The sequence below is a fragment of the Bradyrhizobium sp. 1(2017) genome (genome assembly GCF_011602485.2).
In the GTDB taxonomy this organism is placed as follows: Bacteria; Pseudomonadota; Alphaproteobacteria; order Rhizobiales; family Xanthobacteraceae; genus Bradyrhizobium.
The window spans coordinates 5,180,283-5,198,838 of the sequence record NZ_CP050022.2 but is presented as its reverse complement, the minus strand read 5'-3'; the positions used below and the strand labels follow the sequence as shown (position 1 = coordinate 5,198,838).

Sequence of the window (18,556 nt, the reverse complement as noted above, 5' to 3'; positions counted from 1 at the left end):
TCCGGTTAGCGTGAGGGAGGCGTGAAAGCGGGGCCGTTCGGCTTGATGCGGATGCCCGGCCGCAGGCGCGTCCAGGGCAGGGTGGCAGTATCGGCGGGCATCGCGCCGGGCGCGGCGCAGATCATCAGCGTCTCGGCGATCGGCTCGAAATCGGCGCGGAAGTGCACCGAGCTCTTGTTGACCAGGATCTTCTCGCGCGTCGGCTCGATGCCGACATAGCGGTACATCGCCTGGTCGGCGAGCTGGGCCTTGTGCGAGGAGACGACGACGCGGACGTCGCCGATGCGCAGGCACGCGGAGGGACCCATCTCCATCGCGCGGCCGCCATAATAGGGGCCGGGCGCGATAAAGCGGCCGTCGGAGAGCTTTTCGACGACGAAGGTCTCGGTATAGGGCTCGTCACCGGCGATACCGGACTTGCCGCCGAGCGACAGCGTCACGGTGGCACCGACGCCGGCCTCATGCGCCGCCTTGGCCGAGACCGGATCGTAGATCGCTCCCGTCGCGGCGCTGGCCTTGTTGCGCACCAGTGCTCGCAGCATGCCGGTCGTGTCGGAATCGCCGCCGGCGCCGGGGTTGTCCTGGGTGTCGGCGATGATGATCGGCTTGCTTGCGTTCCTGGAAAGCTCCATCGCATGACGCACGCCGTCGTCAGGCGACCAGATCCTGCCGTCGAAATCGTCCTCGTGGCTCTCGATCAGCTTGACGATCGCGTCGGCCGCGCGGTCGGCGTCGACTTGCGTCGCAGCATAGGCGAACACGCTCGGTCCGCAATCGCGGAAGTCGGCGGCGGGGAAGCCGGGCGCGAAGGAGAGTGTCGGAACCGCGTCGCTCTCCAGCGCGGCGAGTTTTTCGTAGATGCCCTTGGTGGGCTGGTCGTTGGTGCATTGCCAGCTGATCGGGATCAGGAACGGCAATTGACGGAACGATTTCGCGAAGCGCTGCTTCGAATTTAGCAGCAACGCGAGATGTCTTGCGCAGGCGCGGCCGGTCTCGGCCATGTCGATATGCGGATAGGTGCGGTAGGCGATCAGCGCATCGGCATGCGCGATCATCTCGGGCGTGACGTTGGCGTGCAGATCGAGGCTCGTGACTAGCGGAACATCCTTGCCGATGACGCGGCGCACGCGCGAAAGAATCTCGCCTTCGCCGTCGTCGAGATGTTCGGTCACCATGGCGCCGTGCAGATCGAGATAGACGGCATCGAGCGGACCGGCGGCCGCGATGCCGTCGACCATCACCTTCACGATGCGCTCGAAGGCGTCCTTGGTGACGTGCGCCGACGGGCTCGCGCCGCAGGCGATCGTCGGAACGAGTTCCCAACCGTGCTCGCCAGCGCTGTCGACGAAGCCGGCAAGGCCGACATTGATGCGCCGCATCACTTTCAGGACGTCGGCCCCTTCAGTCATCGCCGGCCAGCCGCCGCCATGCTGGAAATCGGCGAACGTCGCCTTCGTTGGAGCGAAGGTGTTGGTCTCGTGCAGGAAGCCGCCGACGGCGATACGTGTCATCAATTCCGGTCCAGTCGATCAGGAGTGCGCGACGTTAGCCTCGGCCCTGCTGCAAGAGCAAGGCGGGAAGCAATCGCGCCACGCATAGGGTCAGGGTGTTTTGGGAATGCTGCGGATGCGGTGAGTATGTCAGCCGCTCCGCCAACCACATTCTCGGTGTCGTCCCGGCGAAAGCCGGGATCCATAACCCCAGGGAGCGGTTTGGCGAAGGCTGGTCGTTCGGGATTAGCGCCGCACGAGATCGATAGATTCCGCGGTATGGGTCCCGGCGTTCGCCGGGACGACAGCGGTGGGTGTTGTTACACCGTCGCCCCCACAGCCTCAGACACCGGCCGGAAGTTCGCAAAATCCCAGTCGCGTCCCGGAGCCGCATCGAGCAGCGCCTTGGTGTAGGCCTCCTTGGGATGCGTCAGCACTTCAGCGGCGGGGCCCTGTTCGACGACGCGGCCGTGTTGCATCACCACGACCTCGTCGCAGATTTGCGCGGCGACGCGAAGGTCATGGGTGATGAACAGGATCGCGATGCCGAGCCGCTTCTGGATCTCGTCGAACAGTTCCAGCACCTGCGCCTGCACCGAGACGTCGAGGGCGGAGACGGCTTCGTCCGCGACCAGCACGTCGGGATCGAGCGCGAGCGCACGCGCGATGGCGATGCGCTGGCGCTGGCCGCCGGAGAACTGGTGCGGATAGCGCGACACCGCATCGGCCGGCAGGCCGACGAGTTCGAGCAGCGCGCGCGCCCGCTTCATGGCATCGGCGTGCGCCACGCCGTAATTGACCGGGCCTTCCGCGATGCTCTCGCCGACGGTGACGCGCGGATTGAGCGAGCGATAGGGATCCTGGAACACGATCTGGATCTTCTGCCGGTGCGGCTGCAGCAGGCGGCGCGAGATATCGGCGATCTCGCGGCCGGCGAGGCGCACGCCGCCGGAGGTCGGATCGATCAGGCGCACGATGCAACGCGCGACCGTCGACTTGCCCGAGCCGCTTTCGCCGACGATGCCGAGCGTGCGGCCCTTGCGCAGCGTCAGCGTCACCTTGTCGGCGGCGACGACCTCGCGGCCTTTGCCGAAGAAGGCGCGCTCCTTGTAGACCTTGCTGAGGTCGTTGGCCTCCAGCACGACGGGCTCGCGGCTTTGCTCGCGCGGCGGCCGCGGCACCAGGCTCGGCACCGAGGAGAGCAGGTTGCGGGTGTATTCCATGGTCGGATTGCGCAGCACGGTCTCGAGCGGGCCGGTTTCGACCAGGCGGCCCTGCCGCATCACGGCGACGCGGTCGGCGATCTCCGCGACAACGCCCATGTCGTGGGTGATGAACAGCACCGCTGTGCCGTGATCGCGCTGGAGGTCGCGGATCAGCGTCAGGATCTGCTTCTGCGTGGTGACGTCGAGCGCGGTGGTCGGCTCGTCCGCAATGAGCAGCTTCGGCTCCAGCACAAGGGCCATCGCGATCATGATGCGCTGGCGCTGGCCGCCGGAGAGGCGGTGCGGGTAGGAGGCGAAGATGCGCTCGACCTGGGGCAGGCGGACATGCTCCATCATGTCGAGGATGCGCTTCTTGCGCGCCTTGGCGTCGAGATCGGTATGGGCGCGCAGCACCTCGTCGATCTGGCGGCCGACCGGCACCACCGGATTGAGCGCGGTCATCGGCTCCTGGAAGATCATCGCCATCTGCGTGGCGCGGAGCTGGCGCAGGCGGCGGTCTGTCGCCGTGAGCAGCTCCTCGCCGACCAGCTTGACGCTGCCACCGGTCGGCACCAGCGTGCCCTTCGGCAACAGGCCCATCGTGGTGAGCGACGTCACCGACTTGCCCGAGCCGCTTTCGCCGACGAGGCACAGCGTCTCGCGTTCGCGCACCTGGATCGAGATGCCGTCGATGATCTTCGTCCCGCCCGGCTTTTTTCCGACGGAGACGACGAGGTTGTTGATGTCGAGGATGGTGTTGGTCATGCAAGGTCTCCACCGTCGTTCCGGGGGGCGCGCAAGCGTGAACCCGGAACCTCGAGATTCTCAGGTGCGCAAGGGCACACCATAGTTCGCGTCTTCGACGCGCCCCGGAATGACGGAATAAATGGTTTCACTTCCCCTCCCGCTGCTTCATGCGCGGATCGAGGGCGTCGCGGGCGGCATCGCCGATCAGATTGATGCTGAGGATGGCGATCGAAAGCAGCAGGCCCGGCCAGAAGATCAGCGACGGCTTGATCTGGAAGAACTGGCGGCCCTCGGCCATGATGTTGCCCCAGGTCGGCGTCTCCGGCGAGATGCCGGCGCCGAGGAAGGAGAGGATGGCCTCGGTCAGGATCGCGGAGGCGCAGACATAGGTGCCCTGGACGATCAGCGGCGCGACCGTGTTCGGCATCAGATGCCGCCACATGATCTTCGGCAGGCTGGAGCCGACCGAGATCGCGGCCTCGACGTAGGGCTCCTCGCGTGCCGACAGCACCACCGAGCGGACCAGGCGCGCCACCCGCGGAATCTCCGGGATCGTGATCGCGATCAGCACGGTCCAGAGGCTGGCACCGGACAGCGACACCACGGCGATCGCGAGCAGGATGCTCGGCATCGCCATCAGGCCGTCCATGATCCGCATCATCACGGCATCGACCAGCTTGAAGAAGCCGGAGACGAGACCGATCGCAAGGCCGATGGCGACCGAGAAGATTGCCGAGCCGATGCCGATCAGCAGCGAGATGCGGCCGCCATAGATGACGCGCGACAAGAGATCGCGTCCGTAGGCGTCGGTGCCGAGCGGGAACTGCGTCGACGACGGCTTCAGCCGCTGCGAGGGCGCGAGCTGGATCGGATCATGCGGCGCGATCAGGGGCGCCAGGATCGAGATCACCACGATCAGCGCGAGCAGGACCGTGGCCGTCGCGATGATCGGCGTCGAGGTGAGGAATCCGAAGCGCGGCCGCAGCGGCGACGTGATCGGAATGGACGACTGGGGAAGGCTATCGATGGACATTCTTGTTCGTACCCTTGCCTCAGTACCGGATCCGGGGATCGAGCAGCGTATAGGCGACGTCGATCAGAAGATTGACGACGACATAGATCAGCGACGTCAGCAGGATCATGGCCTGGATCACCGGATAGTCGCGTGCCAGCACCGCATCCACGGTGAGGCGGCCGATGCCGGGAATGTTGAACACGCTCTCGGTGACGACGACGCCGGAGATTAGCAGCGCAAATCCGGTGCCGATCACGGTGATCACGGGCACGGCGGCGTTGCGCAGCGCATGCCGCATCATCACCGCGACCTCGGTGATGCCCTTGGCGCGCGCGGTGCGGACGTAATCTTCGCCGAGCACGTCGAGCATCGCCGCGCGCGTCATGCGCGCGATCAGGGCGATGTAGATGAAGGAGAGCGCGCAAGTCGGCAGGATGATGCGTTCGAAGAACGGCCCAAAGCCGTTGAAGATGCTGCGGAAGCCCTGCACGGGCACCCAGCGCAGATTGATCGCGAAGATCTCGATCAGGACATAACCGACCACGAACACCGGCACCGAGAAGCCGAGCACCGAAAGGCCCATCACGAAGCGGTCGATCCAGGTGCCGTGCTTCCACGCCGCGATGACGCCCAGGGGTACCGCGACGACGACGGCGAGGATGATGGTCGACAGCGCGATCGAGATCGACGGCTCGACGCGCTGGGCGATCATCTTCATCACCGGCAGGTTGGAGATCAGCGAGGTCCCGAGGTCGCCGTGCAGCAGCTTGTTCACCCAGGTGACGAACTGCACGATCAAGGGCTCGTTGAGGCCGAGCGAGGCGCGGATGCGTTCCAGCCGTTCCGGTGTCGCGTTGTCGCCGGCGAGAATGGCGGCGGGATCGCCGGGGGTGAGGCGGAGCAGCAGGAAGACGAACAGCGCGACGACGCCCATCACGGGCACGGCGGCGAAGATTCGGCGAACGAGATATCCGAGCAAGTTGAATCCGTCAGTTTAGGGTCAAATTCGGCGGGGCCTTCGGCAAGCCTGCCATCAGCCTAACATTTCAGCAATTCCCGTGCCATCCGGGCCACAGCTTTTGCAGGGCGGCCGGTCGTTTTGAGAAGCGTACTGTCGCGTCGGCGCGTCGAAGGCGCGAGCATCTCGAAATTCCGGGTTCGGTCCTTTGGACCGCCCCGGAATGACGATCTGATCACTCCAGCGTCGCCAGCAGCCCCGCCATCAGCCGGCCGCGTTCGACCAGGCTTTCGACCTCGATATACTCTTCGAGCGTGTGTCCATTGCCGCCCCGCACGCCCAGGCCGTCGAGCGTCGGGATCCCCATTGCACCCGTGAAATTGCCGTCGGAGCCGCCGCCGGAGCTGGCATGCGGCAGTTCGGCGCCGAGCGACTTGGCGATGCCGCGGGCCTTTTCATAGAGCGCCATGGTGCCGGCGTCCGGTTCCCACACCGGCCGCGTCACGCCGCGGGTGACCTTGAAGGTCACGTCATTGGCGGTGCCCGACAGCGCCAGCATTCGCTCGACGCCGCGATCGAGATCGGCCTGGCGCTTGGCCATCGACAGCGCTTCGCCCGTTGCGGTCGTGGCAACGCAATTGACCCATTGTCCGCCATGCACGACGCCGACCGAGAAGGTGCAGTCGTCCGCGGTCATCGCGTCGATCGCGAGGATCTGCCGGGCCATCTCGCGGATCGCCGAGCGTCCCGCCGACAGCGTGGCGCCGGCGTGGCTCGGCCGTCCCGTCGCCTCGAGATTGAAACGTGCGATGGCATAACGTCCGGTGGTGACGCCGTTGTCGGCGCGGCCGGGTTCGGGCACCAGCACGTATTTGTTGCGCGCGGCCTCCGCCTCGATGATGTCGCGAGTCGAGGGCGTGCCGACTTCCTCATCCGGCGTGAACAGCACGGTGATCGGCAGCGGCGTGGTGAAGGCGGCGCGCGTCAGCTGCCGGATCGCTTCCAGCGACAGATAATTGCCGCCCTTCATGTCGTAGATGCCGGGGCCGTAGCATTTGTTGCCCTCGCGCCGCCATTTCAGCTTCTCGATGGTGCCGACCGGGTGGACGGTATCCATGTGTCCGGCGATCAGGATGCCCGGCTCCCCCTGTTTCGGATGGGGAAAGCGCGCGCGGATCACGCCGCCGAAGCCCTCGCGGCCGGCGATGCGCTCGATCGTCGCACCCATGATGGCCATATCCCGCGCTGCGATATCGAGCATGCGGTTCACGGCATCCGCATCCCAGGTGGGGCTCTCGCATTCCACCCAGCTGCGCAGGCCCTGGAGCATGGCCTCGGAATCGAAAGGAAGATTAGCTGGATTCATCTCAATGTCTCTCAAGCTTCGAAAGATGGAACGCGCATTGCATCAGCGCGGGGCAGGACGAGCGGAGAGAGTTGTAGAGCTAAACCGATCCTTGTGGAGCCCGTGCGCACGCCGCGAGGGCTTGCAGCGAAACCGGATTGACGCGCTCAGCACTGTCTGCAAGTCTCGAAAGATAAAGGCATTGCATGGGGTTAGTTCGCCCAAAGAACGAACCGGATGCTCAACCAATAATCTGCCTTTGAACAGTTTCACGTCAGGAGAAACTTTCCATGTTCAACTTCTTGCGCCGGAGGCCTCGCGCGTTCGCCTCCAAACTTGCGCTGTCGGTCGTCGCGCTGTCCGCAGCGATGGCCTCGCCGGTGTTTGCCGCCGGCAAGACCATCACGGCGGTGCTGCATTCGGACCTGCGCATCATCGATCCGATCTTCACCACGGCCTACATCACGCGTGACCATGGCTACATGGTCTACGACACGCTGGTCGCCACCGATTCCAACTTCAAGATCCAGCCGCAGATGGCGGACTGGAAGATCTCCGATGACAAGCTCACCTACACCTTCACGCTGCGCGACGGCCTGAAGTGGCACGACGGTGCGCCGGTGACGGCGGAAGACTGCGTCGCTTCGCTCAAGCGCTGGGCCGCTGTCGACGGCATGGGCCAGAAGCTCATGGACTTCACCGCGAGCATCGAGGCGACCGACCCCAAGACCATCACGCTGAAGCTGAAGGAGCCCTACGGCCTCGTGCTGGACTCCATCGGAAAACCATCTTCGCGCGTCGCCTTCATGATGCCCAAGCGCCTCGCTGAGACGCCGCCGGACAAGCAGATTCCGGAGCAGATCGGCTCGGGTCCCTTCAAGTTCGTGGCGTCGGAATTCCAGCCGGGCGTGAAGGCGGTCTACGTCAAGAACACCGACTACGTGCCGCGCAAGGAGCCCGCGAGCTGGACCTCGGGCGGCAAGGTCGTGAAGGTCGATCGCGTCGAGTGGATCACCATGCCGGACTCGCAGACCGCGGTGAACGCGTTGCAGTCGGGCGACATCGACTTCATGGAAAACTTGCCTTACGACATGCTGCCGGTGCTGGAGCCGAACAAAGAGATCAAGATCGAGGTCTTGAACAAGTTCGGCTTCCAGACGCTAGGCCGGATGAACTTCCTTCATCCGCCGTTTGACAACGTCAAGGTGCGCCGTGCTGCCTTCCTGGCCATGAACCAGAAGGACGTTCTCGACGCGCTGGTCGGCAATGCCAAATATCAGAAGATCTGCGGCGCCTTCTTCGTGTGCGATACGCCGCTCGAGACTGACGTCGGCGCCGAAACCCTGGTCAAGGGCAATGGCATGGCGCAAGCCAAGAAGGCGCTTGCCGAGTCCGGTTACGACGGAACACCCATCGTCATCATGGCGCCGGGCGACGTCACGACACTCAAGGCGCAGCCGATCGTTGCGGCCCAGCTGCTGCGCGAGGCCGGCTTCAAGGTCGACCTGCAGGCGACCGATTGGCAGACGGTGGTGAGCCGCCGTGCCAGCCAGAAGCCGCCGAAGGAAGGCGGCTGGAACATGTTCTTCACCAACTGGGTCGCGGCCGACGTCTCCAACCCGATCGCCAATCTCTCGATCGGCGGCCAGGGCAAGAAGGGTTGGTTCGGCTGGGCGGAAGACGCCAAGATCGAGCAGCTCAAGGATGCCTTCGTCCGCGCGTCCTCGATCGACGAGCAGAAGAAGATCGCCGCCGACATCCAGAAGCAAGCCTATGAGCAAGTGATCTACATTCCGCTGGGGCAGTATCTCGGACCGAGCGGCTGGCGCACATCGTTGAGCGGCGTGCTCGACGGTCCCGCGACGCCCGTGTTCTGGAACATGGACAAGACGGAGTAGGCGGAACGCCTGCGTGTGAAAAACGAACGGCGCCGCGAGTTCACCGCGGCGCCGTTTTTTATGAAGCCGTCTCTGGTCGACCTGGCCTAGCAGTGGCTGTCGCGCAACTGCTCGAGCCCTTCGCTCGCGAATGGCAGGCTGGTGTCCGGCCGCTCACCGGACGAACGTTGCGCTGAAGCTGGCCGTTCGACCTCCCACGCGGGCTGATCCGGTCTATTGTCTTGTTCCATCTCGCCAATCCTCTGAATTGCTGCAGTACAACATCAACAGGGGCGAGAGGTTCCTGGAACACGGTCCGAAAAAGTGCGCGGCTGTTTGCCGAAATCATCATGCTCAAACAATAAGCTCGAGCGCGATGACGATTTCATCCCGATCTCATCGCGCTTTAGCCGATGGGACGATGATGCGGCCTGAATAGCCGCCCCTTTTCCACCACCAGCACGATCGCGAGCGCGGCGATCGTCGACAGGAAGAATCCGACCGAGAACGGCAGCAGCGTGCCGTCGAAGCTCTGGCCGATCGCCATGCCGACCACGATCCCGATCAGCGTCGTGATCGAGCCGTAGAGCGAGGAGGCGGTGCCGGCGATGCGGCCCTGCGGCTCCATGGCGAGCGCGGTGAAGTTGGCGACCATCATGCCGAACGAGAACATCATCAGCGCAGACAGCACCATGAACAGGGACAGCGGCAGCACGCCGAGGATTTCGGTCAGCAGCATCACGCCGGCGACCGCAGTGTAGAGCGCCAGCGCCCCGTGCGAGATCACGCGCATGCCGAGCCGTCCGACCAGCCTTGCATTGAGGAAGCCGGCGATGGCGGTGCCGGCCGCGATCGCCGCGAAGGCGAGCGGGAAGTAATGGCCGAGATGATAGATGCCGGTGAAGACCTGCTGGGCGCAGAAGACGTACGCGAACAGCGCGCCGATGACGCTGCCGGCAGCCGTGGCATAACCGATCGTCTGGCGATTGGTCACGGTCTGCCGGAAGGCCGACAGCACCGCGGCCGGTGCCAGCGATCTGCGCTCGGATTCGGGCAGGGTTTCAGGCAGCCGCAGCACGCACCATGCGAGCGCGAGCAGGCCGTAAAGCATCAGCACGACGAAGATGCCGCGCCACGCGGTCACCAGCAGCACCGCCTGTCCGAACGAGGGGGCGATCACGGGCACGGCGATGAACACCATCATCGCGAGCGACATCACGCTCGCCATGCGGCGGCCGACATAGCAGTCGCGCACGATCGAGGTCGCAATCACGCGTGTCGCCGCGGTGCCGAGCCCTTGCAGCGCGCGCGCCAGCAGCAGCGTCTCGAACGAAGGCGCCGCGACCGCCAGCACGCTCGCTACCGCGTACACCGCCATGCCGCCGAGCAGCACCGGACGGCGGCCGTAGCGGTCCGACAACGGGCCCATGACGAACTGGCCTGCGCCGAAGCCGACCAAGAAGGTCGACAGCACCAGCTGGAGATGGTTGGCGACCGGAATATTGAAGGCGGTGCCGATGTTGGGCAGCGCCGGCAGCATCATGTCCATCGCAAGCGGATTCAGCGCCATGATGGACGCGATCACGATAACAAATTCTGGAAAACCCATGGGACGGTGCCCGGAGGACACCCAATCGTCGGCATTGACGTCGGACAAGCAGCTCACCTCTGAAATGCGGAGGCTTTATCCAAGTCTATGCTGCGTTGCACAACCCATGTTTCGGGATGGCTGTCAGGCAGGCCCGGGACGAACAAGAATTGGTGAGGAACCCCTTTTCCTGCCGGCCGGGGTCTCAGGGATCGTGCAATCCCCACTGGCCGGAAACCAGCGATTCACCATCCCTTCCTAAAGATCGCGCCCCGGCGCAGCCGGTCGGTCCGGCAGGATGAAACCGAAACCCATCCTCCCCACAGTGCGGCTGAGATGGGCTCCGCTGCCGCAGCGGCGCCGAGCGAAACCCAAGCCAAGCAAGGTATCCGCCTGTGTCCGACATGTCCGGTACAGCACGATGGTTGGAGCCCGCAGCCGGCACGGCGGGCCGGCGGAACATCTGGCTCGTCTGCCTGATCGCGCTGACGGCGCTGCTGGTGCTCGGCAACCTCGTCAACGACGCCAGGCTCGACGTGAAATATGGCTGGGACGTCCGGGTCAATTGCGCGGCGGTCGATGCACATGCCGAGGGACTCGATCCCTATTTCGTCAAGAACCTGAAGGGCACCAGACTCTCTTATCCCTATCTGCCGGTGACGCTGGACGTGTTCCGCCCCCTGTGCGCGGGCGGATTTCTGGTCGATCACTACAGAAGCATCTTTCTCGTCGTCGCCGTGCTCTGCGGCCTGCTCTTGCCAGGGCTCGGCCGAACCGGCCCGAGCGCGCGCGACATTGCGCTGAGGGTGCTCTGCGCGCTCGGCGCGTTCGTCGGTTTCGAATGGGTGCAGGCGTCGGGAAATTTCGCGATCCTGAGCGGCCTCGTGACCGCGATCGCGTTGTCGCTGCTGCTTCGTCCGGTCTCCCCTGGAGACGATGCGAGCTTTTCCTGGCGTCTTGCCGGCGCTGCGCTGTTCGGCCTCGTGACCTCGTTCAAGCTGGTGTTCTGCCCCGTGCTGGCGGCGCTCTACTTCCTGCCGCTGCCGCGCTGGCGCAAGCTGGCGCTGATCGCCGTGGCGGCGGTCGGCTTCGCCTTGCCGGTCCTGATGTCGCGGCTGCTGTATCCCGATCTGTTCGCGAGCTGGCTGCTTGCGATTGCGGGGCAGATCCCGAACCAGCACGCCGTCGACCTCGTCGAGATCAATCCATCGCTGCTGCTGCTGGCACGCGACCTCATGGTCCATGCCGGGCTCGGCGACAGCAAGCCGGCGCTGTTTGCGACCTATGCGGTCGCGGCACTCGTGCTCGTGCTGGTGCCGTTCGCCCTGTCCGTTGTGCGAGTGGCCGCAAGCCGGCCCGCGCGGGAAGGGGGATCGCTTCTGATGCGGCTGGACTGCTGGCTGATGGAGCATCCCCGCACGGCCATGCGCGTCACGGTGCTGGCCATGTTCGCGCTCTATCTCAGCTCGCCGCGTCTGAAGGAATATGCCTTCTTCGAGCTCGCGCTTTATGCCGCCATCCTCGTCGTCGACCTTCCGGCCATCGCGCTCGCCGTCTGTCTTTCCGTCGGCCTGCTCGCGCCGGCGCTGATCTCGCTGGTGGGGACCCCGCTCGAGGGGAGCTTCATTCTCCTCTTCGTGTCGCTGATTTGCTTCTGGATCCTGTTGCTCGATTTTCGCGACCAGCCGAACCGCCTCGAGCTGAAAGGCGCGCAATCATGACCGATGTCGCCGCATCCGCGGATGCCGGAGAGGGGCGGAGCATGGCCGCTGCTGCTTCGGGAAAAAGCTGGATGACCCGCCTCATCCTGGCTCTGGCCATCCTGGTCGCCACCGCCGTCGCGATCGACCTTGGCATGGACGAGACGTTCGGCTGGGACGCGCGCGTGAACTGCGCGGCCGTGGATGCGCATAGCGAGGGGCTCGATCCCTACTTCGTCAAGAACCTGAAGGACACCAAGCTGTCCTACCCCTATCTTCCCGTCACCCTCGATGCGTTCCGGCCGCTCTGTGCCGGCGGCTTTCTGGTTGCGCATTACAAGCCGATCTATCTCGTCCTGGCGCTGCTCTGTGCGCTGCTGCTGCCCGGTCTCGGTCGTTCGGGCTTGCAGGATGTCGCGTTGCGGGTGGTGTTCGCGCTGGGCGGCTTGCTCGGCTTCGAATGGATCATGGCGACCGGGAATTTCGCGATCCTGAGCGGCCTGTTGACCGCCGCTTCGCTGGCCCTGCTGCTGCGTCCCGCGCAATCGGCAAGCCTAGCGCCGCAGCTTGCCGGTGCGGCCGTGCTCGGCCTCGTTACCTCGTTCAAGCTGGTGTTCTTTCCGGTCCTCGCCGCGCTCTACTTCCTGCCGCAGCCGCGCCGTCGCAAGCTTCTCCTGATCGCGGTGGCGGCCGCCATGTTCGCGCTGCCGATCCTGGTCTCGCTTGTGTTCTATCCGGAGCTGTCGAAGAGCTGGCTGAGCGCGATCTTCGGCCAGATCCCCGGACAGCATGCGCCGGGCAACGAGGTCAACCCCTCGCTGCTCTTCCTTTCGCTCACGCTTGCCGATCGTGTCGGGCTCGCCGGCAGCAAGCCGATCGTCGCCGTGCTCTATGGCTTGATCGCGATCGCCCTGGTGCTGGCGCCGCTCGCCATCGCGGTGTGGCGCACGGTCGGCGCGCAGCGCTTTTTCGGCAAGGCCGCGCCGCTGCGGGCGCTCGACGACTGGCTGATGAATCATCCTGACGCCGCGATGCGCATCACCGTGCTCACGATGTACGCGCTCTATCTCTGCGCGCCCAGAGTGAAGGAATATGCCTTCTTCGAGGTCGCGCTCTACGCCGCCGTTCTCATCGCCAGCCTGCCTGCGGCGACAATGGCGGCGGTGTTGACGATCGGCGTCGCCATCCCGACCCTGGCGTCGGTCATGGGCATCGCGTTCATGGGCGGGTTCGGCCAGCTCACGATCGCGCTGATCTGCTTCTGGCTCATGCTGCCGCGTCAGGCTTCGGAAGAGGTGGTCCCGCGCGGGCCTATCAGGGCGCGGCCTGTGGCCGGGTGTAGAGGCTGACATAGGCCCCGGTATAGTCCTCCTTCCAGCCTCTCTCGCCGACGAGGAAGTGCCGCAGCTGCTCGTGCCCTCGGACCCAGAGCACCGCATCGATCTTGTATTTGCTGATCACCTTGTCCCAGGTCGCTGCGTCGATCTCCCACCGGACCAGCTTGAGATAGTCGTGCAGCAGATCGTCCGGATAGGCGGTCGCGGCGCGGCCGTCCACGAACACCGGCACCGATCCCTGCGTCCGGAAGATCAGCAGCCCGCCGATGTTCCAGTGGTTGAGCAGGTGCGCGTGCGAGGCATGCGCCTTGAGATAATTGGCATCCTCCTCCGAGAGCATGTCCGGCAATGCCAGCGCCGGTCTCACCTGGATGAAGGTGAGCGGCAGCAGCAGCACGCCGACGATTCCGGCCGCCAGCATCGCGCGCTGGACGTCGAACCCTGCAAGGCGTTCCGGCAACAGCCGGTCGATGTGGAGCGCCATCGGGACGCTCGAGAAGATGAAGAAGAACGCGGCGTACCTGAACTGATAGAGACCGAGGCCCAGGAACAGCCACGCCAGCACGCGCGTCTCCAGGGGAACGCGCGTCGAAGATCGATAGCGCAGCTCCAGCACGACGAAGCTCAAGGCGTAGACGATGCCGGGAATGCTCCCCGGCATCACCATGTTCTGCCAATAGGAGCGCCATTCGCCGATGTCGGCCTGGACGAAATGGCCGAGCGTCGCCGTCACGCCGTCATAGACATGCCATCCCAGCGGATTGACGAAGATCGCGACGAAGCACCCGGCGCCGGCAAGAGCGTAATTCCGAAAGCTCGTCCAGTCCCGCCGGAGCAGGGCGATGCCGCAGAAGGCGCCGATGATGGGAAAGGCCAGCATGAACCCGCCATGCAGGTTGACCCACAGCACCATCAACATCGGCAGCAGGAACCAGCGGCCCCGCCGCAGGCATTCGGCGTAGAAGATGACCGCGAACAGCATAGTCGCGATGTTCGGCGACGCCGCCAGATACATGTTCGGCGAGGCTTCGTAGCAGGGATAGAGCAGGCATGCGGCGAACACCGCGATCGAGACCGCGAGCGGCGAAGCGCCGCTGCTCAGGGCGCAGAAGGCGAGGTAGCCGGCGATGATCGCGCCGGAGGCGACGACCATGAGGACGATGCCGGCAAATCCCGTGTGCTGGTACAGCACGCTGGCCACCACGTCCCACAGCCACGACAGGTTGTACCAGCGCTTGTCACCGAGGGTGAATGCCCAGGGATCCTGAAACGGCACCTCGCCCCGCTGCCTGATCAAATCTCCGGCGGCGATGTGCCAGCCGAGGTCATAATGGCCGAGCAGGAGCGGACCGTTCGACAGATAGAACACGCCGAGGAAAGCGATGAGGAAGACGTAGACCTCGAACCCGTGCGGGCGACGTCCGAATGCGGCGGCCGCTCCGCCAATCCCGGACCCGGACCAATTCTCGCGCGCGTCCATCGGGGCTCTCACCATCGCAGCCACCAGGTCCAGGCCCTGCATGTCCCTGGGGCTGGAAGTTCTTGGGTCTGCATCGATAGCCGGCAGACTCGTTCGCTTTAGGGGAGGACGGCCTAAAGCCGAGTAAAGGCTGGTCGCCCGATCAACTCTGCTGGTGCGGGCAGCCGGGGTCGAACCGGCACAGCGCTTGCGCGCCGAGGGATTTTAAGTCCCTTGCGTCTACCAATTCCGCCATGCCCGCTTGATCCAACGAGATCAATCACTTAAGTCCTAGCCGGCCGTCTGGAATTGGCGCGTTTGCGGGCCGGATGGGTGGTTCTTCCTTAAGCGAGCCGGGCGCACAAGGCAAAGCCTCAATCCGGACAAGTGTTGTTGCTTTAGGCATTCTCAATCCACGGGGACTATTCATCCGGCATGGCTGCTTCGTATTCATGTTTCCTGCGCGGCTTCGGCGCGCTGCTGGCGCCGCTTGCGGTGGGCGTCGCGCTGTCCGGCTGCGCCGGCATGAGCGAGACGATCGCGCCGGCTTTTGCCGATCCCGGCAGATACGAATTGTACGACTGCAAGCAGCTCGAGACGGAGCGCAAGTCGCTCGCCGTCCGCACGGCCGATTTGCAGAGACTGATGGACAAGGCAGAGACCGGCGCCGGTGGGGCGGTCGTGTCCGAGCTCGCCTATCGCAACGACTACATCGCGTTGCGGGGCCAGTCGCAACTCGTCGAGGACGCCTGGCGCCGCAACAGGTGCCGGGAAACGCCGCCGAACGCCGCGCCGCCGGCGTCAGCTCCGCAGCCGCCGGTGATCAAGCCGGCCCCGAGATCCGGCAGCGCCGTGCGCTGAGCCGCGCCAACGGCGCACGCTTCACGGCCGCCAATTGTAGATCCAGTCCTGCCGCGCCAGCATGCGGTCCGGGCCGAGCGCGCGGATGGCAAGATCGCGCGCGATCGCGAGCGGCCCGTTGAGATGATAGATGCGGCCCTGCTGCCGCGCCGTCCGCTGCACCCGCCGCACGCGCGCCTGGCGTGCACGGCCATATTGCGTCAGCGCGGCCGTGATGTCCGCGGCGCTCTCGGCCGCCTCGACGCTCAAATGCCGGGCGAGCACGGCGGCATCCTCGATCGCCATGCCTGCGCCCTGCGCCGCGAACGGCAGCATGGCGTGCACGGCATCGCCGAGCAGCCCGACCGGCCCCTTGCTCCATGGGCAGCTATCGGGCACGCCGAACAGCGCCCATTTCCGCCAGCTGTCGACCGCGGCGAGCATCATCCGCGCCGACGAGGGCCAGTGCGGGGCGGCGAAGGCACCCATGACCTCGCAGGGATCGCCGGGCGTGCTCCAGCCCGGCCTGTTCCAGGTGCCGGGCAGCACCGCGACCACGTTGATCTGGCGTCCGCCCGCGATCGGATAGGCCACCAGATGGGCGTTCCGCCCCATCCAGAGCTGGACCCGGCGCGCGGTGTAATCCTTCGGCAGTTGCGTGGCATCGAGCGTGCCGCGCCAGGCGATCAGGCCAGAGAAGCGCGGCTGCACTTCGGGGAAGAGATGCTGGCGGACCGTCGACCAGATGCCGTCGGCACCGATCAACGCGCTCGCCAGATCGCTGCGGCGGATCGTGCCGCTGCGATGGACCACCGTCAGCCCCTTGGCGTGAGGCGCGACGTCCTCGAAGGTCGCACCCAGCTTCAGGTCGATGTCGGGATGGTCGGAGACGGCGCCGGCGAGCGCCGATTGCAGATCGGCGCGGTGCACCACCCAATAGGGCGCGCCGGCGCGCGAGGATGCGGCTTCACCGAGCGGCATGCGCAGCAGCTCGCCACCGGCCCTGGCGCTCATGATCGAGACCGCCTCCGGCGTCACGGCGCGCTCGTTGAGGCGTTCGGCAAGGCCGAGCTCGACGAGCACGCGGCTGGCATTGGGGGAGAGTTGCAGGCCGGCGCCGACGTCCTCGAGGCGCTCGGCCTTTTCCAGCACGACGATGCGAAAGCCGCGGGCCGCGAGGGCCAGCGCGGCCGTCAGTCCACCGATGCCGGCACCGGCGATGACAATCGTTCGGGAGAGCGCCACCCCTGACCGATGGGACCGGTCAGGCCACCTTGTCCTTCAGCACGCATTCCGGCGGGCGCGCTTCGCCCGCCTTCAGATCGGCCGCGAAACGGTACAGCGTCGAGCAGTAGGGGCAGATGATCTCGTTGTCGTTGCCGAGGTCGAGGAAGACGTGCGGATGATCGAAGGGAGGGTTGGCGCCCACGCACATGAACTCTTGCGAGCCGATCTCGATGACGGGGACACCGGCATCGTTATGGAAGTGCGGGACGACATGGTCGGACATCGTAACTCATCCTGGAGTGGCAATGGCGGCAGATACAATCACAACTGACGCGGCTTTAGTAAGGCGCCGCGGACCATACTGGCGGGTGTGGATGATTGCTAGTCCAGCGGAACCGAAAGCTCCGCAATTGCCCCATGCTCATTTGCTCATGCAAATTCGACACAATCTTGCGGCCTGAGAGAAGCCCTTCTTTCGTCGGGGACGTTGTGTCGCAATTTTGGCATACTATGTCTGTGGGCGAGCGCAATTGCGACCAAAGACCGAATCGTCAGGCGTCAACGCTTTCAGGACCCTCCAGGTTTTCCGCATGAAATGGCTGCGAATCAGCACAGCGTTGGCCGGTGTCGCGGCATGCAGCTTCATGCTCGCGCAGGTAGCACCGCACGCCCGCGAGGCCGGCGCGATCCTCGCCGCTCAGGACGATCCGGCCGTGCTCTCCGAACTCAAGCTCGATGCGCTGTTGCGGCAGAACGATCGCCTGGTTCAGGACAACATCGAGGCCGCGCTCGCCGCCGGGGACGCCGACCTCGCCGACAGTTTCGTCGCGCTCGCGCGTGACCGCAACATCGCGTTGCCGGACGATCTCATCAGCCGCGTCAGCGATGCGGTCAAGGTCGAGGGTTCCACCTCCCATTTCGCCAAGCGATTTGCCACCGGCCTCGTCACCGGCAATGCCGACGACGTCGCGAGCTTGTCGGGAACCGTGGCCGGCGATCTCTTCGTGTTCGGCGACATCAGGGACGTCGTCCGCGAGGGCAAGCACCTCGCCATGGGCGAGGACACCGACCGCCTCGTGCTGGGACTTGCGGCGGCGGGCCTTGCGGTGACCGCGGCAACCTACGTGTCCGTTGGCGGTGCCGCGCCGGTGCGCGCCGGGCTGTCGCTGGTGAAGGACGCGCGCAAGGTGGGACGGCTCGGCGAGGGGCTTGCCGCATGGGCCGGCCGTTCCGCGCGTGAGGTCGTCGACACGCCGATGCTCCAGAACGCGGTCGCCAGGGGTTCGGTGCTGCGGCCGGGCGAGACCATGAGCGCGATCAAGGCCGCGTTCCGGGCCGAGAAGGCCGGCGCGCTGGTTCGGCTCGGCAAGGACGTGACACGCGTTGCCGGAAAGACCGGCACGCGGGGAGCGATGGACACGTTGCGCATCGCCGACGGTCCGAAGGACGTCGCGCGCGCGGCGCGGCTTGCGGAAGCCCATGGCGGCAAGACGCGCGCCATCATGAAACTGCTTGGCCGCGGCGCGCTGCTGCTTGCGACCGGCGCATTCAATTTGACGCTCTGGCTGTTTGGCGCGGCACTGACGCTGTTCGGCCTGTTGTCGTCGATCAAGGCCACCACCGAGCGCCTGACCCAGGCCTGGTGCGATCGCAGACGTGCGCGGCGGCTCCGCCGGGCGCAAATCGCCGCCGAGGCCGCTCTGGCGGATGCTGCCGTCAGGGCCTAAAGCGCGATAAACTCGGGGTAATCCAGAGAAGCGCGCTGCAG

The 18,556-nt window shown here is 65.4% G+C and carries 14 protein-coding genes and 1 tRNA gene; 5 read left to right on the top strand and 10 right to left on the bottom strand.

From position 1 onward, the window contains the following. Positions 1 to 5: 5 nt before the first annotated feature. The 5 genes from HAP40_RS24740 to HAP40_RS24720 form a co-directional block, all read right to left on the bottom strand. Positions 6 to 1,511, bottom strand: coding sequence for a M81 family metallopeptidase (locus tag HAP40_RS24740; RefSeq protein ID WP_166815286.1), 1,506 nt, complete (start codon positions 1,509 to 1,511; stop codon positions 6 to 8). A 299-nt stretch (positions 1,512 to 1,810) separates the two neighbouring features. Then, the gene (locus HAP40_RS24735) at positions 1,811 to 3,460 is read right to left on the bottom strand and encodes an ABC transporter ATP-binding protein (protein ID WP_166815287.1); all 1,650 of its coding nucleotides are present in this window, start codon (positions 3,458 to 3,460) and stop codon (positions 1,811 to 1,813) included. 127 nt (positions 3,461 to 3,587) lie between these two features. After that, positions 3,588 to 4,475 carry an ABC transporter permease gene (locus HAP40_RS24730; RefSeq protein WP_166815288.1) on the bottom strand — a complete coding sequence of 296 codons (888 nt, stop codon included), beginning with the start codon at positions 4,473 to 4,475 and terminating at the stop codon, positions 3,588 to 3,590. A 19-nt stretch (positions 4,476 to 4,494) separates the two neighbouring features. After that, positions 4,495 to 5,436, bottom strand: coding sequence for an ABC transporter permease (locus HAP40_RS24725; RefSeq protein WP_166815289.1), 942 nt, complete (start codon positions 5,434 to 5,436; stop codon positions 4,495 to 4,497). Between the two features lie 214 nt (positions 5,437 to 5,650). Continuing rightward, positions 5,651 to 6,781, bottom strand: coding sequence for a M20/M25/M40 family metallo-hydrolase (locus HAP40_RS24720; RefSeq protein ID WP_166815290.1), 1,131 nt, complete (start codon positions 6,779 to 6,781; stop codon positions 5,651 to 5,653). Between the two features lie 269 nt (positions 6,782 to 7,050). Here HAP40_RS24720 and HAP40_RS24715 point away from each other — a divergent pair, with 269 nt between their 5' ends. Further along, positions 7,051 to 8,658 (top strand): ABC transporter substrate-binding protein, encoded by a 1,608-nt coding sequence (locus HAP40_RS24715; protein WP_166815291.1) that lies wholly within the window; start codon positions 7,051 to 7,053, stop codon positions 8,656 to 8,658. A gap of 385 nt (positions 8,659 to 9,043) precedes the next feature. Here HAP40_RS24715 and HAP40_RS24710 read toward each other — a convergent pair whose 3' ends face one another. Further along, on the bottom strand, positions 9,044 to 10,294 hold the full coding sequence (locus HAP40_RS24710; RefSeq protein WP_166815292.1) for a multidrug effflux MFS transporter: 1,251 nt from the start codon (positions 10,292 to 10,294) through the stop codon (positions 9,044 to 9,046). 335 nt (positions 10,295 to 10,629) lie between these two features. Here HAP40_RS24710 and HAP40_RS24705 point away from each other — a divergent pair, with 335 nt between their 5' ends. Both HAP40_RS24705 and HAP40_RS24700 read left to right on the top strand, forming a co-directional pair. Then, positions 10,630 to 11,946, top strand: a complete 1,317-nt coding sequence (locus HAP40_RS24705; protein WP_166815293.1) for a hypothetical protein — start codon at positions 10,630 to 10,632, stop codon at positions 11,944 to 11,946. Between the two features lie 71 nt (positions 11,947 to 12,017). Next, on the top strand, positions 12,018 to 13,274 hold the full coding sequence (locus HAP40_RS24700) for a glycosyltransferase 87 family protein (protein WP_166815294.1): 1,257 nt from the start codon (positions 12,018 to 12,020) through the stop codon (positions 13,272 to 13,274). Here the strand turns inward: HAP40_RS24700 and HAP40_RS24695 are convergent. Together HAP40_RS24695 and HAP40_RS24690 are read right to left on the bottom strand one after the other, a co-directional pair. Continuing rightward, positions 13,240 to 14,784: a hypothetical protein gene (locus HAP40_RS24695; RefSeq protein ID WP_334270711.1), complete on the bottom strand. Its 1,545-nt coding sequence runs from the start codon at positions 14,782 to 14,784 to the stop codon at positions 13,240 to 13,242. The two genes, HAP40_RS24700 and HAP40_RS24695, sit on opposite strands and share 35 nt — an antisense overlap. A gap of 110 nt (positions 14,785 to 14,894) precedes the next feature. After that, positions 14,895 to 14,983 (bottom strand) — tRNA-Leu (locus tag HAP40_RS24690). Positions 14,984 to 15,156: 173 nt separating this feature from the next. Between HAP40_RS24690 and HAP40_RS24685 the strand changes: the two genes are divergently transcribed. Further along, a complete protein-coding gene (locus tag HAP40_RS24685) occupies positions 15,157 to 15,582 on the top strand; it encodes a twin-arginine translocation pathway signal (protein ID WP_166815295.1) in 426 nt (141 codons plus the stop codon). Positions 15,583 to 15,603: 21 nt separating this feature from the next. Here HAP40_RS24685 and HAP40_RS24680 read toward each other — a convergent pair whose 3' ends face one another. Both HAP40_RS24680 and HAP40_RS24675 read right to left on the bottom strand, forming a co-directional pair. Continuing rightward, the gene (locus tag HAP40_RS24680; RefSeq protein ID WP_166815296.1) at positions 15,604 to 16,806 is read right to left on the bottom strand and encodes an FAD-dependent monooxygenase; all 1,203 of its coding nucleotides are present in this window, start codon (positions 16,804 to 16,806) and stop codon (positions 15,604 to 15,606) included. Positions 16,807 to 16,825: 19 nt separating this feature from the next. Continuing rightward, the gene (locus HAP40_RS24675) at positions 16,826 to 17,071 is read right to left on the bottom strand and encodes a zinc-finger domain-containing protein (protein WP_007602543.1); all 246 of its coding nucleotides are present in this window, start codon (positions 17,069 to 17,071) and stop codon (positions 16,826 to 16,828) included. A 307-nt stretch (positions 17,072 to 17,378) separates the two neighbouring features. Between HAP40_RS24675 and HAP40_RS24670 the strand changes: the two genes are divergently transcribed. Next, a complete protein-coding gene (locus tag HAP40_RS24670; protein ID WP_166815297.1) occupies positions 17,379 to 18,515 on the top strand; it encodes a hypothetical protein in 1,137 nt (378 codons plus the stop codon). Positions 18,516 to 18,556: the final 41 nt, after the last annotated feature.

Bases quoted from the DNA above. Each gene is read 5' to 3' on its own strand.
- HAP40_RS24740 (WP_166815286.1), bottom strand. From the start codon at position 1,511: ATGACACGTATCGCCGTCGGCGGCTTCCTGCACGAGACCAACACCTTC.
- HAP40_RS24735 (WP_166815287.1), bottom strand. From the start codon at position 3,460: ATGACCAACACCATCCTCGACATCAACAACCTCGTCGTCTCCGTCGGA.
- HAP40_RS24730 (WP_166815288.1), bottom strand. From the start codon at position 4,475: ATGTCCATCGATAGCCTTCCCCAGTCGTCCATTCCGATCACGTCGCCG.
- HAP40_RS24720 (WP_166815290.1), bottom strand. From the start codon at position 6,781: ATGAATCCAGCTAATCTTCCTTTCGATTCCGAGGCCATGCTCCAGGGC.
- HAP40_RS24715 (WP_166815291.1), top strand. From the start codon at position 7,051: ATGTTCAACTTCTTGCGCCGGAGGCCTCGCGCGTTCGCCTCCAAACTT.
- HAP40_RS24705 (WP_166815293.1), top strand. From the start codon at position 10,630: ATGTCCGGTACAGCACGATGGTTGGAGCCCGCAGCCGGCACGGCGGGC.
- HAP40_RS24700 (WP_166815294.1), top strand. From the start codon at position 12,018: ATGACCCGCCTCATCCTGGCTCTGGCCATCCTGGTCGCCACCGCCGTC.
- HAP40_RS24695 (WP_334270711.1), bottom strand. From the start codon at position 14,784: ATGCAGGGCCTGGACCTGGTGGCTGCGATGGTGAGAGCCCCGATGGAC.
- HAP40_RS24685 (WP_166815295.1), top strand. From the start codon at position 15,157: ATGGCTGCTTCGTATTCATGTTTCCTGCGCGGCTTCGGCGCGCTGCTG.
- HAP40_RS24675 (WP_007602543.1), bottom strand. From the start codon at position 17,071: ATGTCCGACCATGTCGTCCCGCACTTCCATAACGATGCCGGTGTCCCC.
- HAP40_RS24670 (WP_166815297.1), top strand. From the start codon at position 17,379: ATGAAATGGCTGCGAATCAGCACAGCGTTGGCCGGTGTCGCGGCATGC.